The organism is Sphingomonas sp., assembly GCF_050725575.1.
Classification (GTDB): domain Bacteria; phylum Pseudomonadota; class Alphaproteobacteria; order Sphingomonadales; family Sphingomonadaceae; genus Sphingomonas.
Map to the genome: position 1 here is coordinate 13511 of NZ_JBOHHW010000020.1, position 22110 is coordinate 35620.

At 63.0% G+C, this 22110-nt stretch carries 19 protein-coding genes; 13 read left to right on the forward strand and 6 right to left on the reverse strand.

The features are described 5' to 3' along the window. The first annotated feature begins 6 nt into the window (after positions 1-6). The 3 genes from ACRECS_RS14460 to ACRECS_RS14470 are packed head-to-tail and all read left to right on the forward strand — an operon-like array spanning position 7 to position 6055. Positions 7-2310: a GH92 family glycosyl hydrolase gene (locus ACRECS_RS14460; protein ID WP_431583701.1), complete on the forward strand. Its 2304-nt coding sequence runs from the start codon at positions 7-9 to the stop codon at positions 2308-2310. After that, a complete protein-coding gene (locus ACRECS_RS14465; protein WP_431583651.1) occupies positions 2310-3743 on the forward strand; it encodes a glycoside hydrolase family 125 protein in 1434 nt (477 codons plus the stop codon). Before ACRECS_RS14460 ends, ACRECS_RS14465 begins: the two co-directional genes overlap by 1 nt. Further along, a complete protein-coding gene (locus ACRECS_RS14470; RefSeq protein ID WP_431583652.1) occupies positions 3743-6055 on the forward strand; it encodes a GH92 family glycosyl hydrolase in 2313 nt (770 codons plus the stop codon). The genes ACRECS_RS14465 and ACRECS_RS14470 overlap by 1 nt, the downstream gene beginning before the upstream one ends. 85 nt (positions 6056-6140) lie before the next feature. On the opposite strand, the gene ACRECS_RS14475 is transcribed toward ACRECS_RS14470, so the two are convergent. The 3 genes from ACRECS_RS14475 to ACRECS_RS14485 all read right to left on the reverse strand — a co-directional run bounded on the left by ACRECS_RS14475 (position 6141) and on the right by ACRECS_RS14485 (position 9956). Continuing rightward, positions 6141-8534 (reverse strand): GH92 family glycosyl hydrolase, encoded by a 2394-nt coding sequence (locus ACRECS_RS14475; RefSeq protein ID WP_431583653.1) that lies wholly within the window; start codon positions 8532-8534, stop codon positions 6141-6143. 182 nt (positions 8535-8716) lie between these two features. Continuing rightward, positions 8717-9529 carry a MipA/OmpV family protein gene (locus ACRECS_RS14480; protein WP_431583654.1) on the reverse strand — a complete coding sequence of 271 codons (813 nt, stop codon included), beginning with the start codon at positions 9527-9529 and terminating at the stop codon, positions 8717-8719. A gap of 118 nt (positions 9530-9647) precedes the next feature. After that, positions 9648-9956 carry a hypothetical protein gene (locus ACRECS_RS14485; protein ID WP_431583655.1) on the reverse strand — a complete coding sequence of 103 codons (309 nt, stop codon included), beginning with the start codon at positions 9954-9956 and terminating at the stop codon, positions 9648-9650. Between the two features lie 167 nt (positions 9957-10123). Here ACRECS_RS14485 and ACRECS_RS14490 point away from each other — a divergent pair, with 167 nt between their 5' ends. From ACRECS_RS14490 to ACRECS_RS14500, 3 genes are read left to right on the forward strand one after another with little or no spacing between them, the layout of a single operon-like run. Then, a complete protein-coding gene (locus tag ACRECS_RS14490) occupies positions 10124-10720 on the forward strand; it encodes an RNA polymerase sigma factor (RefSeq protein ID WP_431583656.1) in 597 nt (198 codons plus the stop codon). Continuing rightward, the gene (locus ACRECS_RS14495; protein ID WP_431583657.1) at positions 10710-11672 is read left to right on the forward strand and encodes a FecR family protein; all 963 of its coding nucleotides are present in this window, start codon (positions 10710-10712) and stop codon (positions 11670-11672) included. The genes ACRECS_RS14490 and ACRECS_RS14495 overlap by 11 nt, the downstream gene beginning before the upstream one ends. 40 nt (positions 11673-11712) lie before the next feature. Further along, positions 11713-14016 carry a TonB-dependent receptor domain-containing protein gene (locus ACRECS_RS14500; RefSeq protein ID WP_431583658.1) on the forward strand — a complete coding sequence of 768 codons (2304 nt, stop codon included), beginning with the start codon at positions 11713-11715 and terminating at the stop codon, positions 14014-14016. Positions 14017-14058: 42 nt separating this feature from the next. On the opposite strand, the gene ACRECS_RS14505 is transcribed toward ACRECS_RS14500, so the two are convergent. Continuing rightward, positions 14059-14670: a TetR/AcrR family transcriptional regulator gene (locus tag ACRECS_RS14505; protein WP_431583659.1), complete on the reverse strand. Its 612-nt coding sequence runs from the start codon at positions 14668-14670 to the stop codon at positions 14059-14061. A gap of 74 nt (positions 14671-14744) precedes the next feature. Between ACRECS_RS14505 and ACRECS_RS14510 the strand changes: the two genes are divergently transcribed. The 7 genes from ACRECS_RS14510 (at position 14745) to ACRECS_RS14540 (ending at position 20856) form a co-directional block, all read left to right on the forward strand. After that, positions 14745-15947 carry an alpha/beta fold hydrolase gene (locus ACRECS_RS14510; RefSeq protein WP_431583660.1) on the forward strand — a complete coding sequence of 401 codons (1203 nt, stop codon included), beginning with the start codon at positions 14745-14747 and terminating at the stop codon, positions 15945-15947. An 85-nt stretch (positions 15948-16032) separates the two neighbouring features. Further along, on the forward strand, positions 16033-16587 hold the full coding sequence (locus ACRECS_RS14515; protein ID WP_431583661.1) for an RrF2 family transcriptional regulator: 555 nt from the start codon (positions 16033-16035) through the stop codon (positions 16585-16587). Beyond that, the gene (locus ACRECS_RS14520) at positions 16584-17231 is read left to right on the forward strand and encodes a response regulator transcription factor (RefSeq protein WP_431583662.1); all 648 of its coding nucleotides are present in this window, start codon (positions 16584-16586) and stop codon (positions 17229-17231) included. Before ACRECS_RS14515 ends, ACRECS_RS14520 begins: the two co-directional genes overlap by 4 nt. An 82-nt stretch (positions 17232-17313) precedes the next feature. Further along, positions 17314-17718 carry a response regulator transcription factor gene (locus tag ACRECS_RS14525; RefSeq protein WP_431583663.1) on the forward strand — a complete coding sequence of 135 codons (405 nt, stop codon included), beginning with the start codon at positions 17314-17316 and terminating at the stop codon, positions 17716-17718. Position 17719: 1 nt separating this feature from the next. After that, positions 17720-19396, forward strand: a complete 1677-nt coding sequence (locus tag ACRECS_RS14530; RefSeq protein ID WP_431583664.1) for an ATP-binding protein — start codon at positions 17720-17722, stop codon at positions 19394-19396. Between the two features lie 203 nt (positions 19397-19599). Beyond that, positions 19600-20361 carry an SDR family oxidoreductase gene (locus ACRECS_RS14535; RefSeq protein ID WP_431583665.1) on the forward strand — a complete coding sequence of 254 codons (762 nt, stop codon included), beginning with the start codon at positions 19600-19602 and terminating at the stop codon, positions 20359-20361. Positions 20362-20436: 75 nt separating this feature from the next. Further along, positions 20437-20856 (forward strand): hypothetical protein, encoded by a 420-nt coding sequence (locus tag ACRECS_RS14540; protein ID WP_431583666.1) that lies wholly within the window; start codon positions 20437-20439, stop codon positions 20854-20856. A 68-nt stretch (positions 20857-20924) separates the two neighbouring features. Here the strand turns inward: ACRECS_RS14540 and ACRECS_RS14545 are convergent, their stop codons facing one another. Beyond that, positions 20925-21644 carry a siderophore-interacting protein gene (locus ACRECS_RS14545; RefSeq protein ID WP_431583667.1) on the reverse strand — a complete coding sequence of 240 codons (720 nt, stop codon included), beginning with the start codon at positions 21642-21644 and terminating at the stop codon, positions 20925-20927. Then, positions 21641-22021, reverse strand: a complete 381-nt coding sequence (locus tag ACRECS_RS14550; protein ID WP_431583702.1) for a YbaN family protein — start codon at positions 22019-22021, stop codon at positions 21641-21643. Before ACRECS_RS14550 ends, ACRECS_RS14545 begins: the two co-directional genes overlap by 4 nt. Positions 22022-22110 lie beyond the last annotated feature (89 nt).

Here is a 22110-nt window from a genome sequence, read left to right on the forward strand (position 1 = left end):
ATCGGCATGATCGGCACGCCGGTCATGGCGCAGGAAACGGTAACGCCGGCGGCGGCTTCCGGTGACGAGGCGCTGGTCGACCTGGCCAACCCGCTGATGGGCACCGATTCCGATCACAGCATGTCCTATGGCAATACCTACCCCGCCGTCGCGGTGCCATGGGGGATGAATTTCTGGACCTCGGTCACCGGCAAGATGGGCAATGGCTGGGGCTATACCTATGACGCGCAAAAACTGAACGGGATCAAGCAGACTCATCAGCCAAGCCCGTGGATGGGCGATTATGCTGCGTTCGCGTTGTTCGCCGAAACCGGTCCACTCAAGATCAAGGAAGACGAGCGCGCGACCTTCTACAGCCACAAGGCGGAGGAAGCGCGGCCGTACAGCTACAAGGTCTATCTCGCCGATTATGACGTGACCGCAGAAGTCGCGCCGACCAACCGCGCCGCGCAATTCCGCTTCACCTTCCCCAAAAGCGACGACGCGCACATCATCCTCGATGGCTATGCCGGCGGATCGATGGTCAAGATCGATGCCGCGAACCGGCGCATCACCGGCTATGTCAGCAATAATCGCGGCGGCGTGCCAGACAATTTCCGCAATTATTTCGTCGCGGAATTTGACCACGCCTTCGCCGTCACCCGCACCTGGGACGAGAATTGGCAGCTTGCCGCAAGGGCGGCTCAGGAAGGCGATCATGTCGGCGCGGTGGTCAGCTTCAAAACCCGCGACGGCGAACAAATCGGCGTGCGCGTAGCGTCATCGTTCATCAGCGCCGAACAGGCCGCGCGCAATCTCGATCGCGAGATCGGCAAAGACAGTTTCGAGGCGACTCGCGCCAAGGCCAAGGCGGCGTGGGAGAAGGAATTCCAGCGCATCCTGGTCAGCGACCCGAGCCTCGACAATCGCCGCACCTTCTATTCGGCATTGTACCGGATGCTGCTGTTCCCGCGCGAATTCCATGAATATGATGCGGCCAACAAGCCGGTCCATTACAGCCCCTATGACGGCCGCGTGCACCCCGGGTTCCTGTATACCGACAATGGTTTCTGGGACACCTGGCGAGCTGTGTTCCCGTTCTTCGCGCTGATGTATCCGGAGCGCGACAGCGAGATCATGCAGGGGCTGGTCAACACCTACAAGGAAGGCGGCTGGCTGCCCGAATGGGCGAGCCCGGGGTACCGCGACGTGATGATCGGGGCCAATTCCGCGTCGATCATTTCCGATGCCTATCTCAACGGTGTGCGCGGTTTCGATGTCGAGACGCTCTATCAGGCGATGGTCAAAAGCGCGACCACCGCTCAGGGGCGCCCGACCGACAAGAAAGGCGCGGTACTGACCGCGGTCGGGCGCGAGGGCGTCGATGACTATAACCGCCTCGGCTATGTGCCCTATGACGCCGGCATCAATGAGAATGCCGCGCGCACGCTCGAATATTCGACCGCCGACTTCGCCATTTCGCGACTGGCGGCGGCACTCGGCAAGACCGAAGACGCCAAGCTCTATGCGAGCCGCGGCCAGAATTATCGCAAGCTCTACGACGCGAAGAGCGGCTGGATGCGTGGCCGCAACCGGGATGGTTCCTGGTCGACGCCGTTCAACCCGTACAAATGGGGGGACGCTTTCACCGAAGGCAATGCCTTTCATTACAGCTGGTCAGTGATGCAGGACGTGCAGGGCCTGATCGACCTGATGGGCGGCGACAAGGCGTTTGTCGGACGGCTCGATTCGGTCTTCACCACGCCGCCGGTGTTCGACGACAGCTATTATGGCAGCACGATCCACGAGATCCGCGAAATGCAGGTTGTCGGCATGGGCCAGTATGCGCATGGCAATCAGCCGATCCAGCACATGATCTATCTCTACGACTGGGCCGGCGCGCCGTGGAAGGCGCAGTACCATGTGCGCGATGTGCTGAAGCGGCTCTACGCAGCCACGCCCGACGGCTATCCCGGCGATGAGGATAATGGTCAGACCTCGGCCTGGTATGTCTTCTCGGCGCTCGGCTTCTATCCGGTCACGCCGGCGGTCGGCGAATATGCGATCGGCAGCCCCTTGTTCCGGTCCGTCCGGCTGGCCATGCCGAACGGCAAGACCCTGACGATCGAGGCGGAGAATAACGGCCCGGACAATGTCTATATCCAGTCGGTCGCCTTCAACGGCCAGCCGCATGCCAGGACATGGCTATCGCGCGAGGCGCTGCAGCAGGGCGGCACATTGCGCTTCGTCATGGGACCGAAGCCCAATACGGCATGGGGCAGCCGCAAGGCCGATGCACCCTTCTCGATGACCAGCGCGGAGCACAAGTGATGGCGACGCGGCGCGACGTGATTGCCGGAACGGGCGTGCTGGCGCTGTCCCTGGCGCTGCCCAGTAATGGCTGGGCCGCACCGGCGGGATTTGCCAGCAAGCGCCCGCCAAAGGCACAGCGGCGCTTCGTGAGCAAAGCGGTTGAGGCCGAAATCGCACGGGTGAAGCGGCGGATCGCCGACCCGGAAATCGCCTGGCTGTTCGAGAATTGCTATCCCTGCACGCTCGATACCACGGTCAAGATGGGCGTGGTCGACGGCAAGCCCGACGCCTTTGTCATCACCGGCGATATCGAGGCGCTGTGGCTGCGCGACAGTTCCGCGCAACTCCACACCTATGTCCATCTGACGCCGCAGGACGCCGATCTGCGCCGCCTGTTCTGCGGCGCGATCCAACGGCAAGCGCGGTCGATCCTGCTCGATCCCTATGCCAATGCTTTCATGGAGGATCCCACCGCCAAATCGAGCCTGCCGGCAATCAGCGACCTAACCGATATGAAACCGGGCGTCGCCGAGCGGAAATGGGAAATCGATTCACTCTGCTATCCGATGCGCCTCGCGCACGCTTATTGGAACGCCACCAAGGACAAGGCGCCGTTCGACGATTTATGGGCGCGCGCGATGACGCTGGCGGTCGAGACGCTCAAGGTCCAGCAGCGCAAGGACGGCCCTGGTCCCTATCATTTCCAGCGCGTCGACAAGTCGCCGACCGAAACGCTGATGTTCGACGGCTACGGCGCCCCGACGAAGAAGATCGGGCTGATCCATTCGGGATTCCGCCCGTCGGACGACGCCTGCCAATATCCTTTCCTGATCCCGTCGAACCTGTTCGCGGTCTCGGCCTTGCGCATGCTGGCGATGGTGCTGACCGAAGCGCGCGGCGATGCGGCCGCAGCACGACCAGCAACGGCGCTGGCCGATGAAGTCGATGCGGCGCTCAAGGCGCATGGCCGCATGCCCGACGGCAAGGGTGGTGAGGTCTGGGCCTATGAGATTGACGGCTATGGCAACGCGATCTTCATGGACGATGCCAATGTGCCGAGCCTATCGGGCCTGCCGCTGCTCGGCGCGGCCGAGCGTAACGACCCGCTGTATCGCCGCAGCCAGGCGCTCGCCTGGAGCCCGCGTAACCCCTATTTCTTCAAGGGAGCCGCGGCCGAGGGGATCGGCGGAACGCATGTCGGCATGGACATGATCTGGCCGATGTCGATCATCACCCATGCCCTGATGAGCGATAGCGACAACGATATCCGCCAATGCCTCAAATGGCTCAAGGCGACCCATGCCGGGACCGGCTTCATGCACGAGAGCTTCGACAAGGATAGCCCTAAGAAATTCACACGGCCCTGGTTTGCCTGGGCCAACGGGCTGTTCGGCGATCTGATCCTCGACATTGAGCGGCGCAAGCCTGCCCTGCTTGGGGAGACTTACTGATGGATCGCCGCGAACTATTGGCTGGGGCCGGGCTGGCCACTATCGCCGCGACGCTGCCCGCCGGCGCAGGCGGGCGGACACCGGCGGCGGCCAAGCCGGACCTGTTCTTTGGCACGGGCGGCCACGGCCACACGTTCCCGGGCGCGTCAATGCCCTGGGGCATGGTACAGCTCAGCCCAGACACCAATGTCGCCGGATGGGATGCATGTTCCGGCTATCACCAGTCCGACGGCTCGATCATGGGCTTCTCGCACACGCATCTGTCGGGCACCGGAATCGGCGACATGCTCGACGTGCTGGTGGTCCCGACCCGTGGCCTCCTGAAGCTGGTGCCGGGCACGCCCGAAAAGCCCGAGGACGGATATCGCCAGCGTTATTCGAACGAACAGGCCGAGCCCGGATCCTACCGCGTCCTGCTCGAGTCCGGGGTTGCCGCCGAATTGACCGTGACGGAGCGCACCGGCCTGCACCGCTATCACTTTCCCAAAGGGCCGGGTCACATCCTGATCGACTTCGCGCATTGCAAACAGGAAAAGGCGGAGGAACCCATCCGCATCGACAATGCGTCGCTCGACCTGGATGAATATGGCACACTGACCGGCAGCCGGCAGGTGTTTCGCTGGGCCGCGGGGCGGCACATCCATTTTGCGATGCAACTGTCGCGCCGGCCGAACCGGGTGCAGTTCTTTGGCGATGACGACAAGCCCGCGTCCGAGGGAAGCAAGGGGGTAAAGGGGCACCGCCTCAAGGTCGCGCTGTTCTTCGATGATGCGGGCGCAGCACCGATCGAGATCAAGACCGGTATCTCAGGCGTCGATGTCGCTGGAGCCCGCGCCGCGCTCGCCGAGGCGCCGGGCTGGGATTTCGAGGGGAAACGTGCCGCAGCGGCACGGGCCTGGGCCAGGGTCCTCGACCGTGTTCGGGTGACTGGCGGCACGGCTGAGCAGCGCACCATTATGGCGAGCGCGCTCTATCATGCATCGCTTGCGCCCACGCTCTTCACCGACCGCGACGGGCGCTATGTGGGGCTCGACCAGAAGATCCGCACGCTTCCGGCCGGCGAGCGCGCCTATAGTGCCTATTCACTGTGGGACACATATCGCGCACTCCATCCGTTGCTGACCCTGATCCAGCCCGAGCAGACGGCGCTGCTGGTGCGCGACCTGCTCCGCCAGACGCAGGACAGTCCCTATGGCCCGCCCGTATGGCCATTGCAGGGGTTCGAAACCGGCTGCATGATCGGCTGGCACTCGGTCTCGGTCCTCGCCGAAGCGCAGGCGAAAGGCATCAAGGCCGATTATGCCGCGGCGTGGCCGAACATCCGCAAGCGCGCGTTCGACCGCGACTATAAGGATTCGGACAGCTCACTTGGTCGCGGCGACTATTATGATCTCGGCTATGTCGCGGCCGATAAGACCTGGGAATCGGTCAGCCGCACGCAGGAATATGCCTATGACGACTGGGCGATGGCAGTGATCGCCGACGCCGCCGGCGCGCATGACGATGCCGCGACCTTGCGCAAGCGCAGCCTCAATTACCGCAACGTCATCGATCGCTCGATCGGCTTCGCGCGCCCGCGCTTCGCCGATGGCAGCTGGTGGACACCCTATGACCCGATCCAGATCGGCCACATGCCCAAGCCATGGTGGCGCGATTATACCGAAGCCAATGGCTGGCAAGCGACGTTCCTCAACCAGCACGACGTCTATGGCCTGATCGATCTGTTCGGCGGCGATGCCGGGTTCGAGAAGAAGCTCGATGCCTTTTTCAATGGCCCGTCGACTCTCCCGGCCAATGCGCCGCCTGATATCGCCGGGCTGGTCGGTCAATATGCGCATGGCAATGAGCCCGATCAGCACGCCGCCTATCTCTACGCCTATGCCGGCGCGCCGGCGAAGACCCAGGCAATGGTCCGCCGGCTGTTGACCGAGATGTACAAGGACGACCCCGACGGCGTGATCGGCAATGATGATTGCGGGCAAATGAGCGCCTGGTTCATCCTGTCTGCGCTCGGCTTCTACCCGGTCGATCCGACCAGCGCGGTCTATGTCTTCGGGTCGCCCTTGTTCGATACAATGGAGGTCGCGCTCGGTGGTGACCGAACCTTGCGTATCCGCGCACCGGGTAACGCCGCCGAGCATCCCTATATTCAGTCGGTGCGCTGGAATGGCCGGCCCTGGACGCGCAACTGGATCGCCCATGCCGATCTCGCACAGGGCGGCGAGCTGGTGTTCGACATGGGGCCGCGCCCATCGCGCTTCGGCACCGCCAGGAAGGATCGGCCGCCGTCATACGGGCGCACCGCGACCTGATACAAAGTGCCCCGGGAGACGGGGGCGTGTCTCCCGGGGCGGCCGCTCGGAGGGGGAGGTCGAGCGGCGAGCTGGATGATGGCGGCTAGCGGTCGGACATTGACGGCGGTGCCGCCTCCGGCGCGCTGGCCCAGGATATGTTGGGTTTGGATCCCATGGTCAGCACGAAGGTCGCGCCGTCCTTGATCTCGGCATGGCGGAACCATGCCCGGTTCCACGATTTGCCGTTGAGCGTCGCCGACTGGATATAGACATTGGTCGGCGAATTATTGCGCGCGACGACCTCGAGCAGCTTGCCATTACCCATACGCAGCCGCACCCGATCGAACACCGGGCTGCCCATGACATAGACGTCGCTTGACGGATCGACCGGGTAGAAGCCCATCGCGCTCAGAACATACCAGGACGATGTCGCGCCCTGATCGTCCATGCCGGGATAGCCGAAGCCCGACGCGTCGCTGCCGTAGAGGGTATCGAGAATGCGCCGCGTCAGCGCCTGCGTCTTCCACGCCTGCCCGCCCCAGACATAATAATAGGGTGCCTGCTGATCGGGCTGATTGCCCTGGACATATTGACCGATCAGCCCGGTGCAGTCGCGGCACACACCCTTCGGCGTGTAGGGCGTGGTGAAGAACTGATCGAGCTTGCGATTAAACGCGTCGCGGCCGCCGAGCAGGCCGCTCAGGCCCGCCACATCATGCGGCACCAACCACAGGGTCGACCAGCCCGAGGCCTCCTTCATCATGAAGTTGTAATAGGGCTCCTGCGGATCGAACGGCGCGATCCATCTGCCGTCGGCGGTGCGCCCGCGAATGAAGCCGACCGAGCGGTCGAACACGTTGCGGTAATTGCCTGCGCGCTTCAGAAAGCGCTGCTGGTCCTCGGTATGGCCGAGCTTGCCGGCATACTCGGCCAGCGCGTGATCGTCCCATGCATATTCCAGCGTGGTCGCGGCACCGGCCTTGCCGCCGGCATAGGGCGGGCTGGGATTTCCGGGGGGAATCTCGTCCGCGATCCAGCCATTCTTGTCATATTCGGCGAGATAGTCGCGCGGTCCCTTGGGATCGGTCGCGTTGCGGCGGAGATAGTCGTATGCCGCCGCGTAATCGAACTCGATCCCGCGCTTCCACGCGCCGAGATAGAGGAACACGGCATTGTCGCCGTGGAACGACGTGTTCATGAACCCCCGTTCGCGCGCCATGTCGAGTTCGGACTGCATCACGTCGCGTGTCAGTTCGGGTTCGAGCAGTTCAAGCAGCACGATCTGGTTGCGACCGGTATCCCAGAACGGCACCGGGCCGTAGCGATCATAGGTAGCGGTGCGCACTTTGCCATCGGCGCCCGTGAAGCGTTCGCCCTTGCGCGCGATCAGGCGCGGGCTGTCGAACGACTGGACCAGAGTCGAATAGAACAACATGCGCTGCTTGGCCGTGCCGCCGGTCACCTGAACCTTATCGAGCAGTTGCGACCAGATTGTCCGCGCCTGTTCGTGCACGCGTTCGAAATCCCAACCGGCGCTTTCCGCGCGCAATCGCTGCTGCGCTTCCTTATAGCTGTGGCCATGCGCGACGCGCACCAGCACCTGGTCGCCCGCCTTGCTCGCGAAGGTCACATAACCGCCGGCGAAATTGCCCGAGATCGCGCGTCTGCCGGCCTCGACATCCTTGTCGCCGATCCCCCATTCGGGACGATCGAGCACACCGCGAAACGTGCCAAAGGTCGCGAACGGTTTGGAGAATTCGGCGACGAAATACCGGCCGCTGACATCCTCGCGGTCGCTCTTGGCGACGCCGCGAACGATGCGGTCGCCGACAATCTCGACGTCGCCGCCGTGGCGACGAAGATTGATGACGATGTTCGCGCGGTCGCTCTTGGGGAAGGTGAAACGCATCAGGCTGGTCGACCGGGTGGCGGTCAGCTCCGCCCGGGTGCGAAACGTGTCGAGATAGACCGAATAATAACCGGGCGAGGCAAGCTCGCGCGCCTTGTCGTAATAGGATGGGGTATAGACCGGCGGCACTGTCCAATCGCCGACCACCGGCATAATGATCGGTTCGGCGCGCCCGCCATAGGATGAACCCCCACCACCGGTGAAACCGAGCATGGTCGGGTTGGGATAATGATAGGGCGCGGCGACGCCGGTCGGATAGCTGAGTTCGAGATTGACGTTGACCGGCGCCGCCTCGGTCGAACTGTGCGGCAGGCGCGCGCCCGGGGATGTGATGCCCGAATAGACTGGCTCCCCTGGTGGCGGCGCATTGCCGATCAGCTCCTGCCGGTCGAGTGCTGCCGTGCCGACGCGCGTGTCGGCGCTGTCGACCGGCCGCTTAGCCTCGGCCGAAGATCGCTGCTGCGCGTGAAGAGCGACACTGCCGGCAAGAGTCGAGACGGCGATGGTCAGGACGGTTTGACGAAGGCTGGGAAATGAACGTCCGGACAACCGATCCAGTATCGACCGGCGGATCCGATATGCGCCCACCTACCCCTCCTTTTACCCGCCGCATTCGATGCGTCACGGCCAACGCTGCGATCGACTCTCTTCATAATTAAACCAATTTGTTTGTCAATTTAGGATGCGACGAACCCACACCCCCGCCCGGATCCGGTTCTCCCAGGCACCGGAGGAGCGGCAACGTGCCGCCCCTCTGATGTGTCAGCAACTCACCTGCCGAACCGATAGGCGATTGAGAGAAAGCCGAGCGGTTGGGTCTTGTGAAAGACGATCGGGCTGTCCTGCACCTTGCCGAGCAAGGTGGTTGCACCCCCCGCCGCGCCGAGACTGATCCGGTCAGTGAGCCGGTATTGAGCACTGAGCATGAACGAAGCGTCGTTGAATCCGCTTCCGGGCCGAAATTGCGGCAACCCGGACGCGAAGGACTGCTTTGAATTCACACCGTAAAATCGGTCATTATGCTTCTTGTCGGCCCATGTCGTCCCGATCGTCGGGACAAGCGTGAGGCGTGGCGAAACGGTGATCGGGTACGACAGGCTCGCATCGGCGATGAGCCCCTTGGTGCTGCCGGCAAATCCTTTGGTTGCGCCGATGGTGGCAACGAACCCGGCGGCCTTCAGGTTCACGAAACCCCGGCCGCCTGCGCCGAACGATAGCTTGCCGATCCCATCGGGCGCATCCTTGCTGCGATAGCCCTGCATGACCGTCACGCTCGCACCAATGGTAATATGGTCGGTATCGATCGCGTTGATGCCGACGCCGTTTTGCAGATTGGCGAAAAATGGTCCCCAAGCCACATCTATCACCGGGACCGGCAGCACGCGATATTTGTCCGAGCCCTGATAGGCCGGCGCATAGCCCGCACCGATGCCGATGACGATATGGTCTTTATCTTTGCCACTCTCCTGTTCCTGCTCCTGGGCCTGCGCTGAGGCGCCCCAGAAAATGAGCGAAAGCATGGCGGTCGCCACAATGAATCGGGGACCGGAAAGGGAAAGACGAATGTGGGAAGGATAGGTCACAAATACTCTCACAGGGTTTGCGCCACGGGTTACCGTGGACGCGGGGGGAAGGAAATTGGCTGCCGAAAAGACAGATGCTCGGGCAAGCCGGGAGGTTTGATTTCATCTTTTGATACACTCACACCGGCGCCGGCCTGGTCGCAGCGCGATGGTCGACGAGGTTTTCGATCATCCTGATCTGTTGTGGATCATAACCGGCACTGCGGAGGCGCTCATGCTCGGCTTCCGTCACTCCGCGACGTTGAAGTCGAAACAGCACTGCGTAGCGCCGGAGAGCTTCAAGCCGAGGGTTCGCAAGCGGCAAGTGCGGACGCGGGTCGGACAGGAAAAGCGCGGAACGCCACGACGGCTTGACGCTCGATAGAGGATCCTGGCGCGCAAGGGCGATCACCGCGAGTTCGATCGTCGTCATCATCATGTCGGGCACCGATCGTCTCCTTTCCCCCTTGAGACACCGACACCGGCACGCACCCCCACCAAAAAAATGCCGGGCGGTGCAGAGTGATTCCTCGATCAAGCGCAGGCCGATCCCATCACTCACGACGCAACAACAACTGGATTGCGGGACCCCCACGCTGCGGTTAGGACCGCGCCATGCGCGAGGATCGGGTCGATGAGGAGAGACTTGCGAGCGGCGGGCTTGTCGGGACCTTCATGGACTCGCGGCCAGCCTTACTCCGCTACCTCAAGCTGCGCGGGGCAGCCGCGGATGAGGCCGACGACATCCTTCAAGAAGTCTATCTCAAGCTGTCATCCGACGGGATTGGCCCTGTCGCCGAACCACGCGCCTATCTGTACCGGATGGCCACCAATCACTTTCTCGGGTTTCGTCGTTCGGCAGGGCGGCGCACGCGACGCGAGGAAGATTGGGTAGAGGCCCATAGCGGCGAGGAGCGGGAAATCGACGAGCAGCCATCGGCCGAAACGCGTCTCATCGCCCGCGAGCAGCTCGCAATCCTGCAGCGTGTACTCGACGGGCTTCCCGACCGGACTCGCGCCATCTTTCGCCGCTTCCGCATCGATGGCGAGCCGCAACGCCGGATCGCCGACGACATCGGCATCAGCATTAGCGCGGTCGAAAAGCACCTCACCCGCGCCTATGAGGCGATTTCAGCTGCAAAGCTTCGTCTTGATGGGGATCGCAGCGACCCGCGGCATCTCAGGGGTGAGAGAGGTCGTCATGGCATTTGAGGCAAGGGACAGCGTTCGCGCGCAGGCCATCGAATGGCACATCCGGCTTCGCCACGGCGATGGCGCGGCCTGGGACGCGTTCACCGAATGGCTGGCGGAGGATCCCCGTCACGCCGAGATCTATGACGAGATCGAACAGGCCGATCTCACGATCGAGCCGCTGCTATCCAAGGTGACTTTCCTGGAAGCCGCCAATGACACCGATCTGCCCTCAGATTCGCTGGCTTCCCGATGGCGTTGGTGGGGACTGGGCGGCGGCGCGTTGGCGGCGTCGATCGCCGCGGCTATCGTTCTGGTTCCACAGGGGTCAACCAGCCGGTACGAGGTGGTGACGGGACCGGGCCAACGCCAGATCGTCACCCTTGAGGCAGGGACTCAGGTGACGCTCAACGGCTCGACGCGCATGACCTTCGATCGCAAAGATCCGCGCTTCGCATCGCTCGCTGCGGGGGAAGCACTGTTTCAGGTGCAGCATGACAGCGCGAAGCCGTTCGCGCTCGAGGTCGGCGAAAGCCGCGTCGAGGATCTCGGAACGGTGTTCAACGTCGTGCGCGATGCGGGTGAGGTGCGTGTCGCCGTGGCCGAAGGCAAGGTGCTCTACAAATCTCAAAAGGAGGCGATCCCGCTCCAGGCCGGGCAAGCTCTGCTCGACCCGTCCTCAGCAGGAGCCATTCGCGTGACTCGTGCGCCGATCGCTTCGGTCGGTGCCTGGCAGAAGGGACGACTCGTCTATACCGGCGAGCCTCTGTCGCAAGTTGCGGCCGATCTCGGCCGTGCACTTGGTATCCGCATCACTGTGGCGCCCGACATCGCCGGCCGGCCCTTTTCCGGCGCCATTGCGATCGATGGGACCGGGCCGGACCAGCTCAGACGTTTGATGCCGGCGTTGAACGTGACCATCGAGCCCGAGGCCGGCGGCTGGACGATGAAGTCTGCCGGTGCAGGGCGCTAGATGGGCGGCACTCGCCGCAAGTTCCGTTCTTGGACTCGGCATGGCCGATGTCGCGCAGGCGAAGCGATTCAACGTTCCGGCCGGCCGGCTCGGTGAGGTCGCGGCCGCGCTTGGCGAGCAGGGCGGAATCACGATTGCGGTAGCCGACCCGGACCTTGCCGCCCGCCCCTCCCCCGGCGTCAGGGGTGATTTCTCTCTCCGCGTCGCACTGGCGCACGCATTGCGCGGGACCGGCACGGAAGCGGTTTTCTACGACAGCGCCACCGTTCGCATCATGAGACGCCGCGCGCCACCGCAGATCAAAAGGCCGGCGCCGGCACCTCCCAAAGCCGTCGATATCGACTGGGATTCCGAGATCGTCGTCACGGCCAGCAAGCAGAATATTCCGATCGACGCCTATCCCGGCTCGATCAAACTTGTCGAACTCGATTCCGGCTGGGACGCGCGCAACGCGGCCGGCGGGACGGCGTCGATCACCAAGCTGCTCCCGGCGCTCGGCTCGACCAATCTCGGCCCCGCACGCAACAAGCTGTTCATTCGCGGCATCGCCGACAGTAGCTTCAACGGCCAGACTCAGGCCACGGTGGGCCAGTATCTCGGCGATGTCCGGCTCAACTACAGTGCGCCCGACCCGAACCTCAACCTCTACGACATGAAACGGATCGAGGTGCTGGTCGGGCCGCAGGGCACCCTGTATGGCGCAAGCTCGCTCGGCGGTATCATTCGCCTGGTTCCCAACGCGCCCGATATAGGAGAGACATCCGCGACAGCGTCGATCGGTGTCAGCGCCACGCGGTTCGGTGGACTGGGCGGCGATGGCGCCGCGATGATCAACCTGCCGGTGATCAACGGACGGCTCGGCGTCCGGTTCGTTGTCTTCGGAACCCGTGAAGCAGGATATATCGACGATCCCTCACGTGGCCTGCGGGATATCAACCGTACCACAAGCTATGGCCAGCGCATGACCTGGCACGTTGAGGACCTATGGGGCCTGGACATCGATATCGGGGCGGCCACGCACAACACCTCGACCCGGGACGGACAATATACGGTTCGTGGTGATCCGCCGCTCGTCCGCAACAATGCCATCGCGCAGCCGTTCAAGAACACCTATTACATGTCCTATCTCACCTTGCGCCGAATGCTGGGGCAAGCGGAGCTGGTGTCGACGACGTCGGTTGTCCAGCATGACCTCAAGACGGTCTTTGACGCGACAGGCCATGACGGATCGACCTCGCCTGCCCGCTTCGAGGAGGACAACAACATCATCCTGATCAGCCACGAAACCAGGATTTCGGGCGGCGGGAAAAGCTCACCCTGGGTGGCGGGCTTCGCCAGCATCTATAATACCAGCGCGCTCTCACGCTCGCTTGGCGCCCCCGACGCGCCGGCGCGGATCGCCGGCGTCCTCAACCAGCAGGCCGAGGCGGCCGTGTTCGGCCAGTTCTCCAGGCCGCTCTGGTCGACCCTGACCGGCACGATCGGCGGGCGCCTCACCTTCGCGAACAGCGTCGGCAATCTGCTCGACAATCCAACGGACAAATCAAAGGCGCCATCCCGCAACGAACTGCGCTTCTCGCCAACCTTTGCGGTCGACTGGCACCCGGGCGGACGATTTTCGGCTTACCTCCATTATCAGCAGGGATATCGTGCAGGCGGATTAGCCGTGGCGCCATCGGGGTCGGAGCTGGAGAGCCGGAAGTTCGATACCGATGACCTGAAGATGAGCGAGGTCGGTATCCGGCTGGGCAGCAAGGACCATAACCGTTTGTCGCTTCGGGCGGCGTTCTTCTACGCCGACTGGAATCATATCCAGGCCGATCTCATCGACGATTCAGGACTGCCCTACACCGCCAATATCGGCAGCGGTCGGATTTTCGGAGTCGATGCGGACATCACATGGCGCCTGTCGCCGGCCCTGACGGTCACCGCGGCCGCTTTCCTCAACGACAGCAATCTCTATGCCCCGGAGCCGGAATTCACTGGTTCCGGCATGCGGGTCATGCCGAATGTCCCGCGCAACGGCATCCGCCTGGCAACGGGCTGGCGCGGGACGATCGCCCCCAATATTTCCCTGAGCGGGGAGGCGTCGCTGCGTTATGTGGGCGAATCCTGGCTCGGGATCGGACCGCTGCTCGATATACGACAAGGGCATTATACCGTCAGCGACGTCGGCGGGCGGGTCGAGTTCGGAAAGTTCGGGGTTTCGCTCGACGTGACCAATCTGGGCGACGTCCGCGGCAACAGCTTCGCGTTCGGAAATCCCTTTGGTCTGGCGCGACGCGATCAGATGACGCCACTGCGGCCGCGCACCGTCCGACTGGGATTCTATGCGCGCTTCTGAATGAGGCCGAAGGAGCAAGACGCTCATTATTCCGGCCGCTTGTCACGATATCCCCAAAACCTGTTTCATGACGCCGGTCCACCACGCCAGTTGCAGCGCCGCACCATCGTCGCGAGCGCCGGAAATGCCCGCGCTTCGCCTGAATTCCGTCCCGAACAGCGGGTCGGTTGCCAGAGCGTGATGAAAGGCGGCCACGGCCAATCTGGTGTCCAGAATATCGGGTGCGGCTACACCTGCGGCGAGCCGCGCTGCATGCAAGGCTTCAACCACCTTCTCCAGAACCGGGGAGCCAGCCTCACGCCATCCGGCCGCATGAAGCGCGACGGCGAGAGCACTGTAACCTTGCCGGTAGAGGCCGGCCAGATTGGCAAGCAACGCGCCGATATCGGGCTCGTTCTCCAGCCAGTCCCTGACCGTCGTGTCGATCATGGCCCGAAGCTTGTCGCCGCCATAGGCGATCAGGGCCGTCAGCAGGCCGTGACGATCGACAAAATGATGAGCGACCCCGGCGTCCGTAATACCGGCGAGCCGCGCAACGGCACGCATCTGGACCGCATCGACTCCGCCCTGCGCCAACAGGGTTTCGGCAGCCGCGAGGATATGAGCCCGTGCGACCTCGGGGGCGCGCCTCGCGCGGATCGGTTTGCGGCTCACATAGTCTCCTTTCTCACTACCTTGACCTATCAAGGTTTAAGCTTACCTTGATGAGCCGAGGTAAGGAACATCTTATGATCGATGCCGCGTTGATCCGGTCGGATGCCGTTCTTCTTTTCGACCAGTTGGGAAGTGGACCGGCCGCGCTTCTCCTTCATGCCGGCGGAGAGCGACGACGGGTGTGGCACAAGGTCATGGAGCCACTCGCGCGGCGTGGTTTTCTGACGGTGGCTTATGATCAACGCGGACATGGCGAGAGCGGCGGAGGGAGGGACACACCACTGACGACCTTTGGCGCCGATACCGCTGCGATGATCGGACGCCTCACCTCCCCCATCGTTGTGGGTGCCTCGCTCGGGGGGTTTGCCGCCTTGTCCGCCCTGGCCGACCCGAACGTTCAGGAAAATGTCGCCGGACTGGTGCTGGTCGATGTCGTGCCCGATCCCGATCCAGTACACGCGCGGACCTTTCTCGACAGCGATGGCCTGCCCAGGGACCGCGCCTTTCTGGTCGAAGACATATTGGGCGGTGCGACATCATTGCGGGCGGCGGCTGCGTCTTTGGCACTGCCGGTGCTGCTGATCCGTGCCGGATTGCGCAGCGCCCTGACGGACGAAGATGCGGATCGGTTGTTGAAGCTTGTGCCCCACGCAACCATCGCCATGATCGCCGGTGCCGGACATCTCGTGGCCCGAGACAAGCCGCTCGAACTGGCGCAGGCGATTGGCGACTTTCTCCTGCAAGATGCGGTTCGGGATCGCCGCATCGACCTGTTTCTGACGCGCAGCGGCGCCCATGCTCATCCTCACCCCGGTGGCACGCTTGCACGGCACCTGCACCGAACCGCCGAGACATTGCGGTCTTGGGGAGCTTCGCCTGCGCTGGTTGACGCGGGCCGCCTTCATGCGGCTTACGGTACCGACGGATTCCAAGCGGCTCTCGCCGACGGAACGGCGCGGAAGACGATTATCGCGGTTGCCGGAAGAGAGGCAGAGGCAATCATCGATTGCTATTGCCGTTGCGACCGGGTCCGCAGCTATCCCACATGGCATAGTGACATGCCCGTGTTGATCGATCGATCAACAGGCGGGCCTGAACCGCTTTCGCATACAATGCGCCTGGCGTTGATGGAGTTGACCGTCGCCAATGAACTCGACGTCCTCAAGCATGATCCGGAAATAGCTGCGCGATTTGGTGTCCCTCTGCTACGCCTCTTTGCACGCTGGCGTCCATTTCTCGGAAGCCATGCCCAAGCGGCGATTTCCCAAGCAGACTGAAGAGCTAAACCACCGCCCCTAACACGGACTCATCAATCAGCGTTTCAGCTTGCCGATTCAAACGCGGACTGATATTGTCCGCGTAATGGCACATCTGACAGTCAGCGTCGAATATGGCATTCACGGCCTGTTGTGGCTGGTGGGTTCTGACGAACCCCTCAGCAGCCGTGACATTGCCGAGCTTCAGGGCATTTCGCACAGTTTCCTCGCAAAGATTTTCCCCAGGCTCGAAAAGGCCGGTATCGTCCGCGCGTCGGAAGGCGTGCGGGGCGGATATCTTCTGGCCCGCTCCCCTGACGACATCAGCTTCCTCGACATTGTCGACGCGATCGAGGGGCGCAAACCGCTGTTCGATTGTCAGGATGTCAGGACGCGCTGCGCGCTGTTCGGCGACGCGCCGCCGGCCTGGGCGACCTCCGGCGTCTGCGCGGTCCATGTCGTGATGCTGCAGGCCGAAAAAGCGATGCGCGACACGCTGGCCGGTCAGTCCCTGGGTGACGTGGCGCGATCGTTCGCCACCGCGGCCTCGCCCGACTTTTTTCCGCAGGTCCGGAACTGGCTCGGCGAGCGAGTCGGACACCGCGTTCGCAACGCCCGCCGGGGCAGATCGCCCGCATCGAAGAGGGAGAGTCCCGAATGACCATATTCATGACCGAGAGCGAGCGTCCGCTGGTTGTCGTCGTGGATGATGATGCCGCGGTTCGCACGTCGATCGAAGATCTCATGCTGTCCGTCGGGATCGACGCGACCGGTTTTGGCTCGACGCATGAATTGTTGCAGGCTGCGCTTCCCGAACGCCCTGGCTGCCTCGTCCTAGATGTCCGCATGCCCGGGTCAAGCGGACTCGATCTTCAGCAGCATCTCGCCGCAAGCGGCAATGCAAAGCCGATCGTCTTCCTCACCGGCCATGGCGATATTCCGATGACCGTACAGGCGATGAAGGCCGGCGCCGTGGATTTTCTGACCAAGCCGTTCCGGGATCAATCCTTGCTCGATGCGGTGACGGTGGGCATCGAACGGGATCTTGCCCAACGCGCCGATGCCCGATCGGTGAAGCAGCAGGCGGATCGCTATGCCGCGCTCACCGCACGCGAACGCCAGGTTTTGCGGCACGTGGCACAAGGAAGGCTCAACAAGCAGATCGCCTTCGACCTCGGCATCAGCGAGGTCACGGTCAAACTTCACCGCAGCAGCGTGATGAAGAAGATGGAGGCTGCCTCAATCGGTGAACTGATCCGCGCCTGGGACATGCTTCCGGCCACACTTCGCGAGCGTGAGACCTAGACCATGGTATGGTTACAATGTTTCGCGAATTCGGCGACGTCCGATACCGGTCATGCTGACCATGTTTGTAAGGACGTCCCGCTTGTCCAAGCCGCCCGTGATTGCGATCGTGGATGATGACGAAGCAGTCCGCGAAGCCTTGTTCGACCTCCTTCAGGTGGAGGGTCTATCGGCCTGCATTTTCGAAAGCGCCACCGCTTTCTTTGCCCATGCCGCACATAGCGACTTCGACTGCCTCATCACTGATGTCCGAATGCCCGAGATCGATGGCCTCGAGCTCCAGCGACGATTGCGCATATGCGGCTCGTCCATGCCGGTGATCTTCGTCACCTCATCCACAGATGACGCAACGCGCGCACGCGCATCGCTGGACGGGGCAACCGCCTGGTTCAACAAACCCGTCGCCGACGAGGCGTTGTTGCGTGAACTTCGCGCGGCACTCGACCGTCGCGACACCGCCACGGGAACATACGTTTTCGGGAGCTGACATGGCAGCGGCGTTCCCATTCTTTGCGGACCATGAGCAGGAGGCCGGCCCGCTCCGCGGCGTGAACCTTCTGGAATCGGCGGCATGCTGGGAACTGGATGTGTCCGGTACTCTTCCCGTCATCACATCCAATACCGGCCCGACCGATCGACCGGACTGGATCGAGGCGTTGCTGTCCCGCACCAGAATCATCGACGTCAACCAGCGCGCAGTCCATCTGGTCGGGCCCTATTCCGGCCGGAAACGGATGATCGGGCAACCCATTACTGCATTCTGGCCGGCCGAAAGCCAGCCTGCCCTCGCCCAGCTCATCATGCAGGTCGTCACCGACTTTCCGCACCACACGGTAAAAACGCGCAAGGTCACATCGCTGCAGTTCGGCGGCCCGATATTGGCAGTCTGGACCGCCGACGGTGGGGAGCAGCCCGATACCGTCTTCCTTGCCGTTCAGGGCACTCAACTCGACGATCGATCACTCTGGCTGGTACGCGCCAGCGAGGAACGATACCGCAACCTCATCCATCATCTGCCCTCCGCGCTGCTGCAGATCGATTCACGGCCGATGACGGCGATCTTCGAGCAGCTCCGCCGCGATGGCATCACCGATATCGCGGCCTATCTCGATGAGACGCCGGCACTGATCAGCCATTCACGGCAGATCGTTCAGGTCACGGACGCCAATCGGGATGTGGTGCAGTTATTCGCGGCCGATTGCGCCGATCAACTCATCGGTTCAGTCGACTTCCTGTTCGCGGCCTCCCCCGATACCGCAAAACGCGTGATCGCCGCGCATTTCGACGGCCGGCGCAGCCATGCCGAAATCATGAAGCTCCGCACCTTTGACGGTCGTCTGCGCGACGTGCAGCTCTCGGTGACCTATCCGACCCCGCCGGAGCGGCTCGACGTCACGCTGATCAGTCTTGAGGATATCACTGATCGGCTTCGCACCGAGGCCCAGCTGCGCCAGCTACAGGCCGATTATGCGCGCGCGGCGCGGATCTCGATGCTCGGTGAATTGGCCACCTCGATTGCGCATGAAGTCAATCAGCCGCTTTCGGCAATCGTGACCAACGCCGAGACCAGCCTGCGCTGGCTGTCGCGTGACGAACCGAACCTGGCCAAGGTCGGCCAGCTTACCGCGCGCATTGCGGACAGTGCCCGGCATGCGAGCAACATCGTGCAGCGCATTCGCGGGATGGCGGCGCGGCGCGCACCGGAACAGGCCCTGCTCGACCTCAACCAGATCGTCGACGAGGCGTTGTTGTTCGTTCGCCACGAGGTCGAATCCCGATCGATCGACCTCTCGATAGGATTTGGTCAGGACCTTCCGCGCATCCTCGGCGACCGGGTTCTGCTGCAGCAGGTGGTCGTCAACTTGCTCGTCAATGCGGTCCAGGCGCAATCCGGCAAGCCCCAGGCGCAGATCGAGCTGAGCACTGAGACGGGCGCCGATAGCCGAGTCATTTTCTCCATTCATGATGACGGCCCCGGCATCGCCGAGCAGGATCTGGATCGTATCTTCGGCAGCTTCTTCACCACCAAGGATGAAGGCATCGGCATCGGCCTCGCCCTGTGCCAGTCGATCATCGCCGCGCATGGCGGCACGATCACCGCGGCCAATCATCCCGAGGGCGGCGCCCTGTTTCGATTTTCGCTTCCCGGCGCTCCGGAAGAATAGGGTTGCTGCCCGGTAGCGGCGCTCGCGATCCCTGCAATAGCATTCGTGCCCATTCCCGGCGGCGCGGCTGTTGCTGCGACCTGCGCCAAAGGCGAGGTTTGCCTGTCATTTGGCGAGTGTGGCGCATCCGTCCGCACAATGGCGGCGAAAGGCCAATTGCGCGATAATCAGCGTGTTCGCGAAGCCCATGAGAGGAAGCAGTCATGAAGATCGTCGTTATTGGCGGAACCGGCCTGATCGGATCCAGGGTTGTCGAGAAACTGAAAGAGCAGGGTCATGACGCTTTCGCCGCCGCGCCCAGTACTGGCGTCGATACAGTCACCGGCGAGGGGTTGGCCGAAGCGCTGGCCGGCACCGATGTCGTCGTCGATCTGGCCAACTCACCGTCGTTCGAAGACCAGGCTGCGATGGATTTCTTCCAGGCCGCAGGCAGGAACCTGACGGCTGCCGAGGTTGCGGCAGGCGTCAGGCACCATGTCGCGCTTTCGGTGGTCGGCACTGACCGCCTGCAGGACAGCGGCTATTTTCGCGCCAAGCTCGCTCAGGAAAAGCTGATAAAGAGCTCGCCCGTTCCGTACACGCTGATCCACGCGACCCAGTTCTTTGAATTCATACGCTCGATTGCCGGCTTTTCGACTCAAGGCGACGAGGTACATTTGCCGCCGGTGCAGTTCCAGCCAATGGCCGCTGAAGACGTGGCCAGCGCCGTCGCCGAGGTGGCGATGGCCGAACCGGCGAACGATACGATCGAGATTGCCGGACCGGACATTTTCACACTCGACGAACCGGTCCGCCAGGCCCTGGCGTTTGACGGAGACGCCCGCGTGGTGATCGCGGATCCCGACGCACCCTATTTTGGCATCAAGGTGAGCGAGAAGACTCTGGTGCCCAGCGCCAACGCCCGCCTCGGTTCGACCAAATTCGACTGGTGGCTGGCTCATGTTCCGCCGCCACCCCACCGATAATCCGGGCCGATAGTCCCCCTTCCCTTCCCGGCGCACCACGTGCGCGGTCGTCCGGTGATCATAGGAGATCAAACCATGTTGAAACGCATTTGCCTGGGAACGGCCGTGGTGCTTGGGCTGGGCGCGCTGGCGAACGGTCTGTTCATGCTCGTCTCGCCGGTGAACTGGTATTTCGCGGTGCCCGGCGTGACCACCACGGGTCCGTTCAATCAACACTTCCTGCGCGATATCGGCCTCATCTTCCTGTTCATCGGGTCTGCATTCCTGGTCGGAACCGCACGTCCGACATATCGGGTCGCGCTATGGAGCGCGGCATCCTTGTGGCTGTGCGGCCATGCCCTGTTTCACATCTGGGAAGTGGCCGTCGGCATTTGCGAGCCCTCTGCACTCGTGCGCGATTTTGCCGCCGTCACGCTCCCCGCGCTCATCGGGGCAGCCCTGTCCCTGTGGGCGCTGCGTGACCGCCAAGCCGAGGGCGGGACCGGATCAGTCTAGCCCGTTCACGCCCGAAACCCCTGGGTTGCACACTCGTTTCTATGCCCGTGCTCACGCCAGCGGAAACGTCAGTCGAGGCCCACCTTCCCCGGTGCCCAATAGGCTTTCGTGCGGGTGCGCGAAGATCCGATGCCAACCCCCTTAAGCGCGCGGCTCATGGTCTGGATCGCGGGTGCCCGCCCCGTCAGGACAAACCCGGCATCATCGAGCGCAATATGCCGCAGCCGATCTTCCAGTACGGACAAATGACGATCGTCGGCGGCGCGCTCGACCAGGATCGCATGCCCCATACCCAGCGTTTGCAGCACGGGCCCGCACTCCTGAATGTCCGAGACTTCGAACAGCAGATGCAGCGCGCCGTCTCGCGTCTGCGAAAGAGCGGCAGCCAGCGCAAATGAGGTTTCGTCGCCGAACAGGACGATCGGTCCGGCAAGGCCGCTGACATCGAGCGATCGGCGTGGCCCGAAGAATTGGCAAGAATCGCCCCGGGTGACGTTTTCCGCCCATTGGCTGCCCGGTCCCTCACCATGCGACCAGGCAAGGAGGCGTGTCCGCCCTTCCTGTTCGTCCCAGCATATCGGCGTATAGGTTCGTGCGGTGCGCAGTCCATTGAGCATGATCTGCAGCTTCTGCCCCGGCGACCATGCGACACCCCTCAGCGCATCGCCAGCCAGGTCGACGAGGCGAAAATGGGGTGACAGCACTTCGACCGCGGTGACGGTTGATGGCCGCATCAGAAGCCGGATCAGGGCCCGCTCGATGCGACCGGGCGATGCGGCAGAATTCATGGGCGCTCCTTCGGCGCGGGGCGGCTGAGAATGAACGCGGCGCATCCGGCCATCACCAGCGCGACAAGCAGGTCGATAATGAGCGCGGGACGCGCGGCCCACCAGAACAATGCATAACCGAGCGCGATGCCCGAACAGGCCATCATCTTTGCCCGGGGGCCGATCGCGCCATCCTCCCGCCAAGCCCTGAGCGTCGGTCCGAACCGCGGATGGTCGAGCAACCAGGCTTCGAACCGCGGCGACGACCGCGCAAAACAGCCCGCCGCCAGGATCAGGAAGATCGTCGTCGGCATGAGCGGCAGCAGCGCACCGATGAAGCCGAGCGCCACGAAGAGAAAGCCCAAGGCGAGCCAGATCGCTCGCGAGGCATGCCGCAGCGGTCCGCGAGGCGGCTCAGAAGGCGGCACGAAGCACCAGGAAAAGACGGCGGTATTTCAACCTTCGTGACACGCCTCGCCGCCAATCC

Bases quoted from the DNA above. Each gene is read 5' to 3' on its own strand.
- ACRECS_RS14460 (WP_431583701.1), top strand. From the start codon at position 7: ATGATCGGCACGCCGGTCATGGCGCAGGAAACGGTAACGCCGGCGGCG.
- ACRECS_RS14465 (WP_431583651.1), top strand. From the start codon at position 2,310: ATGGCGACGCGGCGCGACGTGATTGCCGGAACGGGCGTGCTGGCGCTG.
- ACRECS_RS14470 (WP_431583652.1), top strand. From the start codon at position 3,743: ATGGATCGCCGCGAACTATTGGCTGGGGCCGGGCTGGCCACTATCGCC.
- ACRECS_RS14490 (WP_431583656.1), top strand. From the start codon at position 10,124: ATGCGCGAGGATCGGGTCGATGAGGAGAGACTTGCGAGCGGCGGGCTT.
- ACRECS_RS14495 (WP_431583657.1), top strand. From the start codon at position 10,710: ATGGCATTTGAGGCAAGGGACAGCGTTCGCGCGCAGGCCATCGAATGG.
- ACRECS_RS14500 (WP_431583658.1), top strand. From the start codon at position 11,713: ATGGCCGATGTCGCGCAGGCGAAGCGATTCAACGTTCCGGCCGGCCGG.
- ACRECS_RS14510 (WP_431583660.1), top strand. From the start codon at position 14,745: ATGATCGATGCCGCGTTGATCCGGTCGGATGCCGTTCTTCTTTTCGAC.
- ACRECS_RS14515 (WP_431583661.1), top strand. From the start codon at position 16,033: ATGGCACATCTGACAGTCAGCGTCGAATATGGCATTCACGGCCTGTTG.
- ACRECS_RS14520 (WP_431583662.1), top strand. From the start codon at position 16,584: ATGACCATATTCATGACCGAGAGCGAGCGTCCGCTGGTTGTCGTCGTG.
- ACRECS_RS14530 (WP_431583664.1), top strand. From the start codon at position 17,720: ATGGCAGCGGCGTTCCCATTCTTTGCGGACCATGAGCAGGAGGCCGGC.
- ACRECS_RS14535 (WP_431583665.1), top strand. From the start codon at position 19,600: ATGAAGATCGTCGTTATTGGCGGAACCGGCCTGATCGGATCCAGGGTT.
- ACRECS_RS14540 (WP_431583666.1), top strand. From the start codon at position 20,437: ATGTTGAAACGCATTTGCCTGGGAACGGCCGTGGTGCTTGGGCTGGGC.
- ACRECS_RS14545 (WP_431583667.1), bottom strand. From the start codon at position 21,644: ATGAATTCTGCCGCATCGCCCGGTCGCATCGAGCGGGCCCTGATCCGG.